Origin of the sequence: Caulifigura coniformis (genome assembly GCF_007745175.1) — a bacterium.
In the GTDB taxonomy this organism is placed as follows: domain Bacteria; phylum Planctomycetota; class Planctomycetia; order Planctomycetales; family Planctomycetaceae; genus Caulifigura; species Caulifigura coniformis.
On sequence record NZ_CP036271.1, the window covers coordinates 3,051,866 to 3,066,568 of the forward strand.

General features: G+C 62.3%; 15 protein-coding genes. 7 read left to right on the forward strand and 8 right to left on the reverse strand.

Annotated features, from left to right (window positions below; all coding sequences use genetic code 11):
• Positions 1-339 precede the first annotated feature (339 nt).
• The gene (locus Pan44_RS12105; protein WP_145030305.1) at positions 340-543 is read left to right on the forward strand and encodes a cold-shock protein; all 204 of its coding nucleotides are present in this window, start codon (positions 340-342) and stop codon (positions 541-543) included.
• A 118-nt stretch (positions 544-661) separates the two neighbouring features.
• On the opposite strand, the gene Pan44_RS12110 is transcribed toward Pan44_RS12105, so the two are convergent.
• Entirely contained in the window at positions 662-1,147 is a 486-nt protein-coding gene (locus Pan44_RS12110; protein WP_145030306.1) for a ComEA family DNA-binding protein, read from the reverse strand.
• 29 nt (positions 1,148-1,176) lie between these two features.
• Positions 1,177-2,451 carry a diaminopimelate decarboxylase gene (lysA, locus tag Pan44_RS12115; protein ID WP_145030307.1) on the reverse strand — a complete coding sequence of 425 codons (1,275 nt, stop codon included), beginning with the start codon at positions 2,449-2,451 and terminating at the stop codon, positions 1,177-1,179.
• A 356-nt stretch (positions 2,452-2,807) separates the two neighbouring features.
• Between lysA and gdhA the strand changes: the two genes are divergently transcribed.
• Both gdhA and Pan44_RS12125 read left to right on the forward strand, forming a co-directional pair.
• Positions 2,808-4,151, forward strand: coding sequence for an NADP-specific glutamate dehydrogenase (gene gdhA, locus Pan44_RS12120; RefSeq protein WP_145030308.1), 1,344 nt, complete (start codon positions 2,808-2,810; stop codon positions 4,149-4,151).
• Between the two features lie 153 nt (positions 4,152-4,304).
• Positions 4,305-5,081 (forward strand): hypothetical protein, encoded by a 777-nt coding sequence (locus tag Pan44_RS12125; protein WP_197454040.1) that lies wholly within the window; start codon positions 4,305-4,307, stop codon positions 5,079-5,081.
• A gap of 17 nt (positions 5,082-5,098) precedes the next feature.
• Here the strand turns inward: Pan44_RS12125 and Pan44_RS12130 are convergent, their stop codons facing one another.
• The 4 genes from Pan44_RS12130 to Pan44_RS12145 form a co-directional block, all read right to left on the reverse strand.
• The gene (locus Pan44_RS12130; protein WP_145030309.1) at positions 5,099-5,692 is read right to left on the reverse strand and encodes a DUF2239 family protein; all 594 of its coding nucleotides are present in this window, start codon (positions 5,690-5,692) and stop codon (positions 5,099-5,101) included.
• Positions 5,693-5,802: 110 nt separating this feature from the next.
• A complete protein-coding gene (locus Pan44_RS12135; RefSeq protein WP_145030310.1) occupies positions 5,803-6,588 on the reverse strand; it encodes a YoaK family protein in 786 nt (261 codons plus the stop codon).
• Between the two features lie 84 nt (positions 6,589-6,672).
• Positions 6,673-7,290: a universal stress protein gene (locus Pan44_RS12140; RefSeq protein WP_145030311.1), complete on the reverse strand. Its 618-nt coding sequence runs from the start codon at positions 7,288-7,290 to the stop codon at positions 6,673-6,675.
• A 239-nt stretch (positions 7,291-7,529) separates the two neighbouring features.
• Complete coding sequence (locus tag Pan44_RS12145; protein WP_145030312.1) at positions 7,530-7,934, reverse strand: DUF2294 domain-containing protein; 405 nt, start codon at positions 7,932-7,934, stop codon at positions 7,530-7,532.
• Positions 7,935-8,599: 665 nt separating this feature from the next.
• Between Pan44_RS12145 and Pan44_RS12150 the strand changes: the two genes are divergently transcribed.
• On the forward strand, positions 8,600-9,313 hold the full coding sequence (locus Pan44_RS12150) for a DUF2293 domain-containing protein (protein WP_231754305.1): 714 nt from the start codon (positions 8,600-8,602) through the stop codon (positions 9,311-9,313).
• 7 nt (positions 9,314-9,320) lie between these two features.
• Here Pan44_RS12150 and Pan44_RS12155 read toward each other — a convergent pair whose 3' ends face one another.
• A complete protein-coding gene (locus Pan44_RS12155) occupies positions 9,321-9,647 on the reverse strand; it encodes a hypothetical protein (RefSeq protein ID WP_145030313.1) in 327 nt (108 codons plus the stop codon).
• A gap of 260 nt (positions 9,648-9,907) precedes the next feature.
• Here Pan44_RS12155 and ilvA point away from each other — a divergent pair, with 260 nt between their 5' ends.
• The 3 genes from ilvA (at position 9,908) to Pan44_RS12170 (ending at position 12,394) form a co-directional block, all read left to right on the forward strand.
• Complete coding sequence (gene ilvA / locus Pan44_RS12160) at positions 9,908-11,428, forward strand: threonine ammonia-lyase, biosynthetic (RefSeq protein ID WP_145030314.1); 1,521 nt, start codon at positions 9,908-9,910, stop codon at positions 11,426-11,428.
• Positions 11,429-11,579: 151 nt separating this feature from the next.
• A complete protein-coding gene (locus tag Pan44_RS12165; protein WP_145030315.1) occupies positions 11,580-11,888 on the forward strand; it encodes a hypothetical protein in 309 nt (102 codons plus the stop codon).
• Between the two features lie 35 nt (positions 11,889-11,923).
• A complete protein-coding gene (locus Pan44_RS12170) occupies positions 11,924-12,394 on the forward strand; it encodes a hypothetical protein (RefSeq protein WP_145030316.1) in 471 nt (156 codons plus the stop codon).
• A 70-nt stretch (positions 12,395-12,464) separates the two neighbouring features.
• On the opposite strand, the gene Pan44_RS12175 is transcribed toward Pan44_RS12170, so the two are convergent.
• Positions 12,465-14,588, reverse strand: coding sequence for an FAD-dependent oxidoreductase (locus Pan44_RS12175; RefSeq protein ID WP_145030317.1), 2,124 nt, complete (start codon positions 14,586-14,588; stop codon positions 12,465-12,467).
• Between the last annotated feature and the right edge of the window lie 115 nt (positions 14,589-14,703).

The window sequence follows — 14,703 nt, forward strand, 5'->3', positions numbered from 1 at the left end:
TCGAAAGGTTCTGTGAAAAATTACGACATGGTGAACGGATGTCGACTTGAATCGTTCCGGGGAAGTCGCAGTTTTTCTGTAGCAGCCCGGTTTTCGGCCATGTATGCTTTTTGGCATGTAGAGGCGGACGGCTCCGTGCGTCTCGGCATTCAAGCGGTCGATCCATTCGGGTTTCAGGCTCTCGCCATTATTCCCTAACGTCGTCGCGAGCCTGGTCGGTCGGAGTGGTGAGAAGCGGCGTCGCAAGACGTCACGCCGCCGAAGATGTCGCAGATGGTCAGGGCCAACAGGGCCTCTGTGATGTACTCCAATTGATTTTTCGAGTGAGGAAGGGCTGCCATGCAGCAAGGCACGATTAAAAAGCTGGTGTCGGATAAAGGATTCGGCTTCATCGCCGGCGCTGACCGCGGGAAGGACTTGTTCTTCCACCTCTCGGCGATCAAGGAAGCGACGTTCGAATCCCTCTACGAGGGACAGACCGTCGAGTACGAAGCAGAGATGGGCCCCAAGGGAATGCGGGCCTCCATCGTCAGGCCGAGCTAACTCCTGAAGAAAGGTCGGCCTCCGCAACGTCCTCGCTCGATTCACGCAACGTCCCGAGCCTGTCTGCGGCAAGTCCCTTCCCCAGAACAAAGCAACCCAATTGGCCAACGCCCGCCCCTCACAAGGCGGGCGTTTTCATTGTGCTCCCTTCTTCAGCGGCCTCCGCCGCGTGAGACTCATGTCGGAGCCATGGCCGGATTTTCTCCAGCGTCGCCGGGCCAATCCCCTTCACGCGCGCCACGTCGTCGACCGATCGGAACGGCCCGTTCGCGTCCCGCTCCGCAACAATCTTTCTGGCCGTCGCTTCGCCGATTCCCTCCAGCTGCATCCACTCCACCCAGGTGGCTCCGTTCACCTCCAGCTGAAACTCATACTTCCGACTTTCCGGTCGCGCGAACTCCAGCGGTTTCAGCCCCCAGCCTCCCAGCCGCGCAAAGTGGATGCCCAGTAGGACCACGATCGCGAGTGCAAGCACTGCCAGGAACCACCGATCCTGACGCGTCCACTGCAGGAAAGTGTCTTCGTCGTCTGAGAGCGAGGCCGGCGCATCGAGTTCCGACGCGGCCGCAGGAGCGTCAGGGTCCTGCGGCCGTCTCGGTGGCATTGGTGTCGACGAGCCCGCTCCCGCGTCGTTCACACACGCTCCGCTGCGATCAGGTCTTCCAGAGTTTCGCGTTTCCGGATCAGCCTGGCCTTGTTGCCGTCCACCAGAACTTCCGCCCCCCGCGGCCGGGAATTGTAGTTCGAGCTCATGACCGTGCCATAGGCGCCGGCGCTGAATGTGGCCAGCAGGTCCCCTCGCTCCACGGGCGGCAGCGCCCGCCCCGTCGCGAAGGTGTCACCGCTTTCGCAGATCGGCCCCACGACGTCCGCGGGCTCGCAGCCCGGAATCTCCGCAGCCTCGAAATCGCTGGGAGCGGCCACGGTCGGCTTCACCGGCCAGATCTTGTGGAACGATCCGTACATCGCCGGCCGAACGAGGTCGTTCATGGCGGCATCCTGGATGATGAACCGCTTGCCACCTTCACGCTTGGTGAAGATCACGCGGCCCAGCAGGACCCCCGCGTTGCCACAGATCGACCGCCCGGGCTCCAGCGCCAGCCGGCACTTCGCTTCCTGGATGTAGGGCAGGATCACCTTGGCGTACTCCGATGCCGGCGGCGCTTCGCTTCCGCGGTAAGACAGTCCGAATCCTCCGCCGAGATTCACCCAGTTCGTCTGGTGCCCCTGCTTTCGGAGTTCGGTGACAACTTCCAGTGCCTTCTTGGCTGCTTCTTCATACGGCTCGGTCGTGAGAATGGGGGAACCGAGGTGCATGTGAATGCCCCGCAGTTCGAGGTGGTCGTCCTTGAGCACCTTGGCGGCGAGCGCATTGTGCCGCTCGATATCCATCCCGAACTTGTTGCCCTTCTTCCCGGTGGTTGTCTTCGAGTGGGTCTTGGCATCGATGTCGGGGTTCAGCCGCAGAGCGACGCGGGCCACTTTTCCCATCGACTTCGCGACGGCGGAAATCGCATCCAGTTCCGGCTCGCTCTCGACGTTGAACATCAGGATGTCGGCTTCGAGGCCGTAACGGATCTCCGCATCCGTCTTGCCGACGCCCGCGAAAATCACCTTCGACGTCTCCGCCCCCGCCTGCTGAACGCGGAACAGTTCGCCGCCGGAAACGACGTCAAAGCTGCTGCCCGCATCGCCCAGCAGCTTCAGCAGGCTGATGTTCGAATTCGATTTGACGGAGTAACAGATCACCGGATCGAGCGCCGCGAAGGCGTCACGAATCGCGTTGAACTCCGAGAGAAACTTCGCCTGCGAGTAGACCCACAGCGGAGTTCCGAATTCTTCCGCCAGCCGGGCCACCGGAACGTCTTCGCAGAAAAGTTCGTTGCCCTTGTATTGAAAAGCTTCCATCGAGAGCTGCTTCTATTGAACGTTGAAGATGCGACGGCCCAACGTAGCCGATTCCTTGTGCGAAGTGGAGCATCCTGCCAATCGCCCGTCAAAAGGCGTCTGGCACGCGTCAGGACCGCGTGGCGACAGGGAGACAGACCCTCCGGCCGACTCCTTTGATCCCCGGAATCGCGCGCATGGGGGATTTCCCTCGCGCGGGCCGCAGCACGCATCAGGCGCACGACTTCCCTTGCGATGGGGGCCTACAATCGCGGGTTGGTTTCGCGGATGCCGGCGCGGTCCGCAGCTCGCAGCGAGTTGGCATTCTTCAGCCATCGACACCACGCCACACAACAAGACACCTCGGAAAGTCGGCCTTGCGCTACGGTCACCTCGAAGAATTCCTCGCCTATGTGGCCAACCGAAATCCCGGACAGCCGGAATACCTGCAGGCCGTCGGCGAAGTGATGGACAGCCTGTGGCCCTTCATCGACGCTCATCGGCGTTACGCCGACCATGGGCTGCTCGATCGGCTCCTCGAGCCTGAACGGATCGTGATGTTCCGCGTCTGCTGGGTTGATGATCGGGGAGAGGTCCGCGTCAATCGCGGCTTCCGCGTCCAGCACAATTCGGCCCTTGGGCCCTACAAGGGCGGGCTTCGCTTTCACCCTTCGGTGAACCTGTCGATCCTCAAGTTTCTGGCATTCGAGCAGACATTCAAGAATGCGCTCACGACGCTGCCCATGGGAGGCGGTAAGGGAGGAGCCGACTTCGATCCGAAGGGGAAAAGCCCGGGCGAAATCATGCGTTTCTGCCAGGCGTTTATCAGCGAACTGTTCCGGCATGTCGGCGCCGAAACGGACGTCCCGGCAGGCGATATCGGCGTCGGAGCCCGCGAAGTGGGGTTCATGACGGGCATGATGAAGAAGTTGACCAACCGCTCGGACTGCGTCTTTACCGGCAAGGGACTGGCTTATGGCGGTTCGCTGCTCCGGCCGGAGGCGACTGGCTACGGCACGGTCTATTTCGTCCAGGAGATGCTCCGTCGTGTGAACCGCACGATCAGCGGGTTGAAGGTCTCCATTTCGGGCTCGGGCAACGTTGCGCAGTTCGCCATTGAAAAGGCACTCGATCTTGGCGCCAGGGTTGTGACGGCGTCGGATTCCAGTGGCACGGTGATCGACGACGATGGTTTCAATCTCGAAAAGCTCGAGGTCCTGAAGGAGGTCAAGAATCACCAGCATGGCCGTGTCAGCGACTACGCGGCCAGGGTCGGCGCGCGGTTCGAGCCCGGCCTTCGTCCGTGGATTATTCCCGTCGACGTGGCCTTGCCCTGCGCCACGCAGAATGAACTGAATGAGAACGACGCTCGCGCCCTCATTGCAAACGGAGTCCAGTGTGTGGCCGAGGGAGCGAATATGCCATGCACAATCGAAGCCGTCCGGCTGTTCGAAAAGAAGGGGGTTCTTTATGCCCCGGGAAAGGCCAGCAACGCCGGCGGAGTCACGACGTCCGGGCTCGAGATGAGCCAGAACGCGATGCGACTCTCCTGGACCCGTGAGGAAGTCGAAATCCGCCTGCACGAGATCGTCAAAGGCATTCACGACATGTGTGTGCGCTATGGCGAACGCCCCGATGGCTCCGTGAGTTATGCCGCCGGCGCCAATGTCGCCGGATTCGTGAAAGTCGCAGACGCCATGTTCGCGCAGGGCGTCATCTGAGCGCCGGGACATGTCGACCTCGAACCAGGCTCGTGATCGTTTGAGGCTGGTGACACGCCACTGTCGTAGTCGGGCCAGCGAACGTTTCCTACGCTGAACCGAAATAGGCGGCGCCCGCCGCTCCGCTCAGCAGTCGGAAGGGTCACGAACGTCATGAAAGCTCTGTTGGTGTTGGCGGCACTCATCCAGGTGGGCGAAGCACAACTCGGCGCCGCAGAGTTCAAGCCCGTCGCCTGTGAAGGATCCTGTCCCCAGCACCTGCAGGGGATCGCGGCCGATGACTCCGCCCTCTATTGGTCGTTCACGACGGAACTGGTGAAGACCGACCTCCACGGCAAGCGGCTGAAAACTATCAAGGTCGTCACCCACCACGGCGATCTCTGCGTGAATGCCGGCAAGCTCTACGTCGCCGTGAATCTCGGCAAGTTCAACGACCCCAAAGGCAAGGGCGACTCCTGGATCTACGTCTATCAGGCCGATGGCTTCGAGTTCGTCGAGCGGCATCCCGTCCAGGAAGTCTTTCACGGAGCAGGCGGCGTCGAATTCAAGGACGGCCGGTTCTTCGTCGTCGGTGGACTCCCGGCCGACCTGCAGGAGAACTACGTCTATGAGTACGACGCAACATTCCGTTTTCTGAAGAAGCACACCATTCCCAGCGGCCAGACGCACCTCGGCATTCAGACGGTTGCTTTCGCGAATGGCCGCTGGTGGTTTGGCTGCTATGGGCAACCCGCCATCCTCCTCGTGACCGATGCCGACTTCAGGATGCTCGGACGCTACGAGTACAACTGCTCCCTCGGAATCGCCGGGCTTCCCGATGGCCGCTTCCTCAGCGCCACGGGATGCACCGACAAGGTCAATGGCTGCACCGGGAAGATCCGCATCGCCGAAGTGGACGAAAAGGCCGGCCTGCGAATCGTCGCGGAATAGCCCTTGGGCCGGTTTGTTCAGAGTGCTGCGGAGGCGAGTGCCCGAGCGTGGTCGCGGACGTCCTTCGGCCAATTCGTCGTCTGCGTCTTGAATGCCGCAGCGTCCCCTTTGAAGAACGCCCGGAGCGCCTCTTCATAGCCGGGAAGATCTCCGGCCATCGTTGTCATGAAGCGGTAGGCGGCGTCCTGCGCGCGACGTTTCCGATCCACGTCGACATGATCGCGGCTGGCCGCTTCCACCAGCTTGCGCAGCGCCACTGAAGCCCCGCCTGGTTGTGACCCCAGCCACTCCCAGTGCTTGGGAAGCAGCGTGACTTCCCGGGCGACAACGCCCAGTTTCGGCCGCCCAGGGCCTCGCGGTGCGTCAGGCGCGGACTGGCTCGCGCCTCCTGTCAAGGCCGCCTGTATCCGCACCCGGACGTCGTCTTCCGAGCCGCGCCAGTCGATTTCGATCACCTCGCTCGTGACCTCATCGAAAACGACCACCTGCGTGGCGTCGCCGCTGTCGATGGCTCGTTTCGCCGCCGCGGCCGCGTCGGGAACAGGTCCCGCCGCGATCAATCGGAGTCCGTCGAATGCCACGCAACGAGGGATGGAAGCAGAGGCCGTCATGTCGAAGTTTTCCCGGATGAATCGCCAGTCACACAATTATTACCCGGGTGTAATCTTCGTCAATATTACCCGGGTAAATTGAGTGGCTTCTCCGGAAATTGTCGTCGTCTTCACTTCGAGCGGCGGAACATCGAGCCCTGCAATGCGAAGCCCGGCGACCTCGACGTCGGAATCGCCTCCGCAGACGGGCTTGTGGCCACGTTGTAGCTCAACGCGGTCGACGTCATCACGAAAACGGCCGGGACAAACAGCGCCAGATAGTGGAACTGCAACGAGATCGGGACCGACAGGCCAGCGCCCGTGGCGAACCCCATGATCTTCGCTGCCCGCAGCCCCGCGCCGCGCAGGGCCGACCGCCGCTCCTTGCCGTTCTCGAGCATGGCCGTGCCGAGGCTGATTCCCAGGTCCGTCGCCGGCCCGGTCAGGTGCGTCGTCCGAACCGCCAGTCCCGTCGTTGAGGCCACGGCCGCGTTCTGCAGCCCCATCGCGAATGCCAGAAGCGACAGCAGCGCCACGGGCGGATCGGCCAGGTCGGACGATCCGCCGAATTGACCGAACATGCCTGCCTGGCCTGCGACGGCAATCGCGATCAGCAGCATCGCGACGATAATCAGCGGAGTTGCCCAACGCGGCTGGTCGCCCCGCTTCGGATGGGCATGGATGACGAGGACTGAGGCGAACGCGCCCCCGATAAAGCTTGCCACAATGGCCGCAGAATCGAGAACGACTCCCGCCCGGCCGATCTCCGTGAACAGTCCGCTCAGATGCGTGACGAACTGCTCGCACGTCATGAACGCGAAGCCGTTCACCGCACCTGCAGCGGCAGCCAGCAGCATCCAGCTGACGAGATGACGCGGAGCGTAAATGGTTTCGGGAGTGTGAAGCGTGGTGACCATGGTCGCCAATGCGTTATCAGATTCTGAAGGATCGAATGGACCGCGAAGTCATTCGCGAACCGTCGAATGTGGCCGCGACGGCGATCAACAGGTTGCCGGAAGCGGCTCAGTGGACCGGCTCGCGGCGGGAGTCGCGGCGCGGCCACTTTCTTCCGGCCAGATCGCAAGCACCCGTTTCCCAAGCTGTTGAAGCTTGCGTCGCAACTTCGTTGGGAACATCGGAATCCACCCCTGCAGGAGGTCGCCCGACAGGACGACCAGGTCGACTCCCTGCGTTTCGGCGAAGCGCGACACCTCGTCGCTGAACTCTCCCATCCGGGCGACGAAGTTCGGTTGCGTCTTCGCCAGAATCGATGGTGTCAGCAGGGGGCTGAAGTAAGTCTGGAGCGATTCCGTTGTCACTTCTCGACGGACTGGCGCCAGGCCTCCGTCAAGTCGTGCATGCAACTGGTCGATCGCATCGAGCCAGTTTCGCGAATGGTTCTCCGGTTCCTCTTCGGCAACATGCAGCAGCGTGAGGCGGGCCTGTGTTCCCGCGGCCATTTGCAGTCCCATGCGGACCGATGCAAAGTCGCGTTCGGCCAGCGTGACGGGAACCAGGATGTGCACTGCTTCGCCGCCAGGGGCGTCCGCTCCGTCAAACGGCTGGGGCCGGACGGAGCTGGCCGGAAGAGCACGGTGGGAATTCGTGAAATCAATCATCGTTCGCCTCATGTCGAGGAGACACACGCCATCGACCGCGACCGTGTGTCGAACGGGGAAACAAAAAAGGCCGTCTCGCTGCCACGGGCAGCAAGGCGGCCTGATCCTGAGGGCTTGGCAATCCCTGCAAGGCTTTGGCACAAGTTCGACTGGCTTCAGGTCTGCCTTCGACTCCCGCTCCTCGGCGGGTTCGACAGGCCGACCAGCATCACGTCGGCGGCGTCCACTGAGGCTGGTCCTCAGGCGACGCGGCCTTCATCACAATCTCCGAAACGCAACCGCTCTTTCAGCGTGACGACAATGATCCGTTCACCCGTCCGCGTGCTGAGATCGGTATGCACGCTCTGCACGTCCACACCGGTAATATCCCGCACCACGGCCTCCAGCATCGGTCGGGCCGCCGCCAGGAGTTCATTCCGCGACTGTTTCACCAGGTAGGCGCTTCGGTCCCGCTGGGTCTCGATCAGCTTCCTTTCAGCCAGCGTCAGCACGTCCTTCAGTCGGATGACGACCAGGTCGTCAATCACGTACGTCTTCGTCTCGAGCGGGCCGCGGCCCATGTACTCCTTCTCGAACCGAATGATGGCCCGGCTGATCTCGATTTCCAGACTGCTTCGACTCTTCAAAACAGCGGTAGCTGGCATCCAACCTCCGACGACAATCTATCCCGTCACGCCGCCGCGAAGCGTCGTGTCGAGCGAGGGATGTGGCCGCACGGCGACGCCGCGTGCCGATCTGCCGGACATGACTGCCGCGCGATCGCGCGGCCGACCGGGCTCACCAAAAAACGGGGCCGGACAATCTCGCACCGCGAGATTCCCCGGCCTGATTTCGTCAGACTTGAATTCCGACGAACATCGTCCTGGTGACTGTCAACGACTCACGCTCACTGTCGCCCATCGTTGACACCTCGCATTTATAGGTCTCGGGTGATGGGCGTCAAGTCCTTTAGCAGAAACAACTTGCTAAGATATTCCTTATGTGAAGTGAGCGTGATGTGGATGTGAAATGCGGCTCATTTTGGGGCCTGGATCGGTGCGTTCTGTGCCTGTGTGAATGCCATCCCCGCCGCGTCCTGACGGCTCTCCTTCCGTTGTCCCCATGCGGACTTAGGGGCGAACTGCCGCTTCAGGAACCCGTCGCCAGGTGACCTTCAGAAGTTTGATCGCTGTCGGCTCCTTCGCGTGAGCGCCTCGGCCGGATCTGCCGAAAGATTTGCTCCTCTTCCGATGTGTTACTCTTCTCCCCTGACCGTCCCGGTGAGTCGACGGAGTTGCCCGCCGCCTCTGTTCGTCTCTCCGGATTCGCAATGCATGGAAGCTTCAGCCCGATGACCGCAGGTCCGTTCGCCCCCGGCCCCTCCGAAAGAACTGTTCGCGACTCCGCAGGTCGCATTCACGAAGTCCCCGCGGGATGGATCCTGCTTCCTCCGGGAGACGCCGTTCTCACGCGCCGCGCCAAAGCTGCCGGCGACCACTGGATCGTCCAGGAGAAGAAAGGGCGAAAGGTCTTTTCGCGCGGCCTGTGGACAGCGCAGGCCACGATCGAACGCATTCGCAACGACCTCGAAGCCGAACGCTCGACCGAAACGTTCGCCCGCCGCAAGGCCGCCGCCGCCCAGCGCCGCGAGACCGCCCAGGCCGACTACGTCGAAGACTTCACCGCCGCCATCGTGACCTACCTGGCCTTTCATCCGGCTCACGAGGATCTGGCTCGTCAGTTGGCAAAGGCAGTCTCCGATCACGCGACCCCTGTCGGCAGCGGCACGGTCGCGCGCACGAAGCGTATTCCCATCGAACGTCGCGCCCAGGCGGCCGTCATCGCCTGGATGCGTCATCAGACGACCGCCTACGACTCCATGCCGATTCCCAGGGTCAAAGGCAAGCGGCGTGAAGTCCGGAGAATGCTGGCCCAGCGGTCGAAGGAATTACTTTCCCGTTACCGTCGCAACGTCGCAGACGCCCACGATTGTCCGCTTCGGAACGCGCTCCTCGATCGCTCCTCCTCCGAATCCGGCAGCTGAGAGCCGTTCATTCGCCCTGGTCCCGGCAGCAGGCCTTCACATGCTCGATGGCCATTCGCTGAAACTGCAGCCGGTCGTAACGAAACGCATTCAGCCAGACTTTCAGGACCGTTCCATCCGTGTCGCCGACGAGCTCCATCGCCTCTTCGCGGATCCCGGCATGCAGGATCTGCCCGACCCGGCCGCGCATCTTGGCCTCGCCATACGCCACCCCCTGGAACAGGTCGTGCAGCATTCCCACGGCCGCGGATTCCAGACGCAGCGAGATCAGCTGATTCCAGAGCGGCGGCAACCCGTTCGGCCGCGCGACAGCATCATCGAGGTTCAGCGACATGTGTCGAAAAGCAACGGGGTGTGACGGGGTGGGATCACTCGATCCCGCCCGATTCCAGCATTGCCAACTCCTTTGCGGGAAGCAATATCCCGGGAATCCCGCCCCGTCTCGGCCGCACACGTGGCAATGGCCCTTCCGCCGGGGGATATGATCGCGTCGCGGTGCGAACCGCAGCACTTCGACCGTGTCACCCGGCCGAAGCCGTCCCTGGATGCAGCAGGCATCTCTTTCGCGGTTCGGGTTGCAGAGTTTCAACGATCATGGACAAGACACTTCTCGACTATCTCCAGCGAATCCTGAATGCGCGAGTCTATGACGTCGCGGTCGAGACCCCGCTGGAGATGGCCCGCAAACTCTCCGCCAGGCTGAATAATCATGTCTGGCTGAAACGCGAAGACACCCAGCCCGTCTTCAGTTTCAAGCTCCGCGGCGCCTACAACAAGATGGCCCGGCTTTCACCCGAAGAACTCGAGCGCGGAGTTGTCTGCGCCTCCGCCGGCAATCACGCGCAGGGCGTCGCCCTCAGCGCCCGCCGGCTCGGTTGCCGGGCCGTCGTCGTCATGCCGGTCACCTCGCCCCGGCTGAAGTCCGATGCTGTCCGCTCTCTCGGCGGAGAGGTGATCCTTTTCGGCGACAGCTATTCCGATGCCTACGCGCATGCCATGGAGTTGCAGCGTCAGCATGGATTCGTCTTCGTGCACCCGTTCGACGATCCCGACGTCATCGCTGGCCAGGGCACTGTCGGCATGGAGATTCTCAGGCAGCATCAGCATCCGCTGCATGCGATCTTTGTCGCTATTGGCGGCGGCGGGCTGATCTCGGGGGTGGCCGCCTACGTCAAAGCCGTCCGTCCGGAAATCAGGGTCATCGGAGTTCAAACGGTCGATTCCAATGCGATGATCCAGTCCGTCGGGGCCGGCCGCGCGTTGACACTCGAGGATGTCGGCCTGTTCTCCGATGGCACGGCCGTCAAGCAGGTGGGCGACGAGACGCTCCGCATCACCCGGGCCCTCGTCGACGACTTCGTCACCGTCGATACCGACGCCGTGTGCGCCGCCATCAAGGATGCGTTCGACGATACACGCAGCATTCTCGAGCCGGCGGGGGCGCTCGGAATCGCCGGCATGAAGAAGTATGCGGCGGAGCAGGGGCTCGCTGGTCAGAACCTGGTCGCAATCACCTGCGGCGCCAATATGAACTTCGACCGGCTCCGGTTCGTCGCCGAACGGGCCGAGGCCGGAGAGGGACGGGAAGCCCTGTTCGCCGTCACGATTCCCGAGCAGCGGGGAAGCTTGAAACGGCTCTGCGAACTGGTCGGCCAGCGAAGCGTCACCGAATTCAGCTACCGCATCTCCGGTCAGAATGAAGCGCATGTCCTGATCGGTCTCGCAACGAATGATCACGCCGACAGCGAACGGATTCGATCGGCCTTCTCGGCCCAGGGATTTGAAACCCTGGATCTTGGGGACGATGACCTCGCCAAGGAGCACGTCCGCTATATGGTCGGCGGCCGAAGCCGGCTTGCCGCCAACGAACGCCTGTATCGCTTCGAGTTCCCGGAACGTCCCGGCGCGCTCATGCGGTTCCTTTCCCGGATGCGTCCCGATTGGAACATCAGCCTGTTTCATTATCGCAGCCAGGGCGCCGATTACGGCCGCGTGCTCATTGGAATGCAGGTCGTCCAGGAGGAACGGACCGCCCTCAGGAGTTTCTTCGATACGCTGGGCTACCGCTGCATCGACGAAACCGACAACCGGGCATACCACCTGTTCCTGAGATGAATAGTTCGTCCGATCACTGATGGACCAGGTTCAGTTGCAGCATGCCCTGTTCGTGAGACTGACTGGCCCGCTGCAATCCGCTCGTCGGCGCAGTACACTCGAACTGCTTCTTCCGGGCTGACCGACAACTCGACATCGAAAGGGTCCTTCGATGAGTTCTGTGGTGACCGCTGCGTGCCCTGGCTGCCAGCAACCTGTCTCGGTCGAGGAAATCCAGGCGCCCTTCCCGGTGACCTGCTCCAAATGCCAGACCGACTTCATCCCGGCGCAGGTCATCGCCGAGTCGAACAGGAAGTTCGAAATGATGATGTACGTCGGCATGCTCGTCATTGGCCTGGCGCTCGTCGGGTACATGGCCATCACGAACCGTATGAAGCCCAAGGGCGGCGAGGCCCCGCCGCCCGCCCCCGCCGCAACAGAACCGGCCCCGCCGGCGAGTGAACCTGCACCCCCCAAATAGTTCACCGGGCCCGAGAGTTCACACGGAGGTCGTCCATGCCGGCGGATCAGGTTCCCCAGTTCCGAACCTATCGCCACGCGCGATGCCAGCAGGAGACCATCGTCGCCGGGCAGTCGTTCGAAGTCGTGTCCAATCCCATGTCGAGCATGGAACGCACGTTCTGCACTCCCTGCGGCGCGATGTTCCCGATCGAGGAATTCGCGTGGGTCGATTCGGGAGAAACAATCAGCGACTACTACGCACGGCACTCCGCCAGCGCCACGCCGCTTCAGCGGACCCTCTGCTCGAAATCCTTCATGGTCGCCCTGATCGCCGTTGCGGCCGTTGCGACATCGATCGGAACCTCCACACTCGTTGCGAACAACGACCTCTTCACCCGGATCATGATCGCGGCCGGAGGCTTCCTGATCGGCGCGTTCATCGGAATGGCCATTTTCCTGTCCGGTTTCGCCAACCCGATCAAGCGGCAGGTCTGCGGCGTTGAGGACACTCGTCGACTGACGTGAAGCATCTGCCGGCCGGAATCCCAGGCCTCCGGACTGCCATCGGGGACCTGGGGTCAGCTCGCCGCCCGACTCACTTCTTCTGCCACTGCACCGCGTCAATGACCACGTAACCGTCCGAGTTGCCATTCGAGACTTTCACGGTCGCCGGCTTTCCGGCCGCGAATTCGAAGACACCCAGCGACTGGAACGTCTCATTGTTTCCGGGCGACTTGCGCTGGTTGACGTAAACGACGTGGTTCCCGTCCGCCGCCCGCACTTCCACGGCCACCTTCGAGGACCGGTTCGTGTTCGGCGGCGACGAGATCCGCACTTCGTAACGCCCTGCAGACGGCAGCTTCGCAGCAAATTCGGCAGACGCCTGACCGTCCTTCGCCGCGTTGTCATGCCGGTAGCCGCTCCCCACATAGCGTGCCCCGGCGCTGCTCGACTTCCACTCGCCCGTCAGCGTCGCCTGTTCGTCGTCCACAACGACGCCCGGCAGGCTCTCCGGAGAAATGAACACCTTCTCCGCCTTCGGCTTGGCCGAGTCGGCGTGTTCCAGCACCTGCCCGTCCTTGAGCAGCCGCTCGCGCAGCGCTGTGTAAGCCACGTCCTGCACCGGGATGTTCCCGTCAATCGCCAGCGCCGCCGCCGTCGCGCCGCTCTGTCCCAGGATCATGAACACCGGTTCCATCCGGATGCTTCCGAACGCGATATGGGTGCTGCTCACGCAGACCGTCACCACCAGGTTCTCGCATTGCCCCTTCTTCGGGACCAGTGATCCATACGCGATGGAGTACGGTGAAATTCCGACGCCGATGTCCCCCTCGTTCTGGACGTACCCTTCCGGAGTGATGTACCGCTGCACGTTGTGCGAATCGATCGTGTAACTCCCCATGCCGACCGAATCGGGCGTTGGCTTCTTCTTCATCAGTTCGTTCTCGGTCATCACGAACTGCCCGATCATCCGCCGTGCTTCGCGAACGTAGATCTGGTGCGGCCAGTTCCCGTTGTCCTTGAATTCATCCTTCGGCAGGCCCCACTTCCGCATCTCGTCCTGGACGACCTTCGGCACGCGCGGATCATTCGCCACGAAGTACAGCCAGCCCTGCTGGTACTGACGATGCTCGTCGAGAATCTCCTTGCGTCGCTCATAGCTCGCTTCGGGATAGTCGTAGTTCATCCCGATGTTGTCGGTGCTGAATGGGCCGTGGTTGTTCGTGTCGGTTTTCCGGTTCGGAATGTCGTCGAACTTCTCGAACGTCTCGCGCCAGCCGGCCTCGAAGATCCGCACGAGCAGCTCGTACTGCTTCGGGTCGTAGCCGTCCGGCTTCGGGAACGGGATGCGGTTCTCCGGATGGTTCGAAGCGCACCACCGGTAGCAGTACGCCTGCACCCGCTTGTCAGCCGTGCCGTATTCGCCCGGAGGATCGGTGCTGATGCGCGGCAGCACCCCCGACTTTGGATCGCCCGGAACGACGTACGGGCTGATCTTCGATTTCACGGCCCCGAAATGGTGTTTGTGGTGCAGCACTCCCACCTGCACACCGTTCCATTTCTCGCCGTATTCCGAGTTGGCCTCACGGCCGACGTGGTAGTTCACGCCCGCCGCCGCCATCAGGTCTCCTTCGTAGGTTGCATCGATGAACATCTTCCCGGTGTAGGTCTTCCCCGAGAGCATCGTGATGCTGCGGATCCGTTCCCCCTCCTTCTTGACTCCCTTCGATCGGTCCAGCCATTCGTCCCGGTGAACCGGAATCTGGAACTCCTTCACGTAGTCTTCGAACACCTGCTCGGCGACATGCGGTTCGAAGATCCACATCGTGCGGTTCTCGCCGTCGATCGCCGGCGTCCCCTGGCCTTTGTTTCCGTACTCCGACTTCTTCTGCCACCGCCAGGCGTCCGGGGACTGATACTGCTTCCAGATCCGGTGATAGAAATCGCGGGACAGTCCTCCGATCACGGCCTTGTTCCCCGTGTCGGTGTAACCCAGTCCGCCGCTGCTCAGCCCTCCCAGGTGCTTGTCCGGTCCGACGACGATGACCGACTTGCCCATCTGCTTCGCCTGCACGGCCGCGATCACCCCCGACGACGTTCCTCCGTAGACGATGAGGTCCGCCTCGAAGTTCTCCGCGCCACGCGCTGCCGGCGACAGCGCCGACAACAGGAACAGCAGGGAACCGATCACACGCCGAATGCCAGGCCGAAGTGACATGTTGGAGCTTTCAGGTCACAGTGGAAAAGAAGGACGCGATCAGTCTACGGAACGAACCGCCCGACGCCACTCGCCTGGCCGGTCTCCGAATTCCAGCAGAGGCAGACACAGGAGG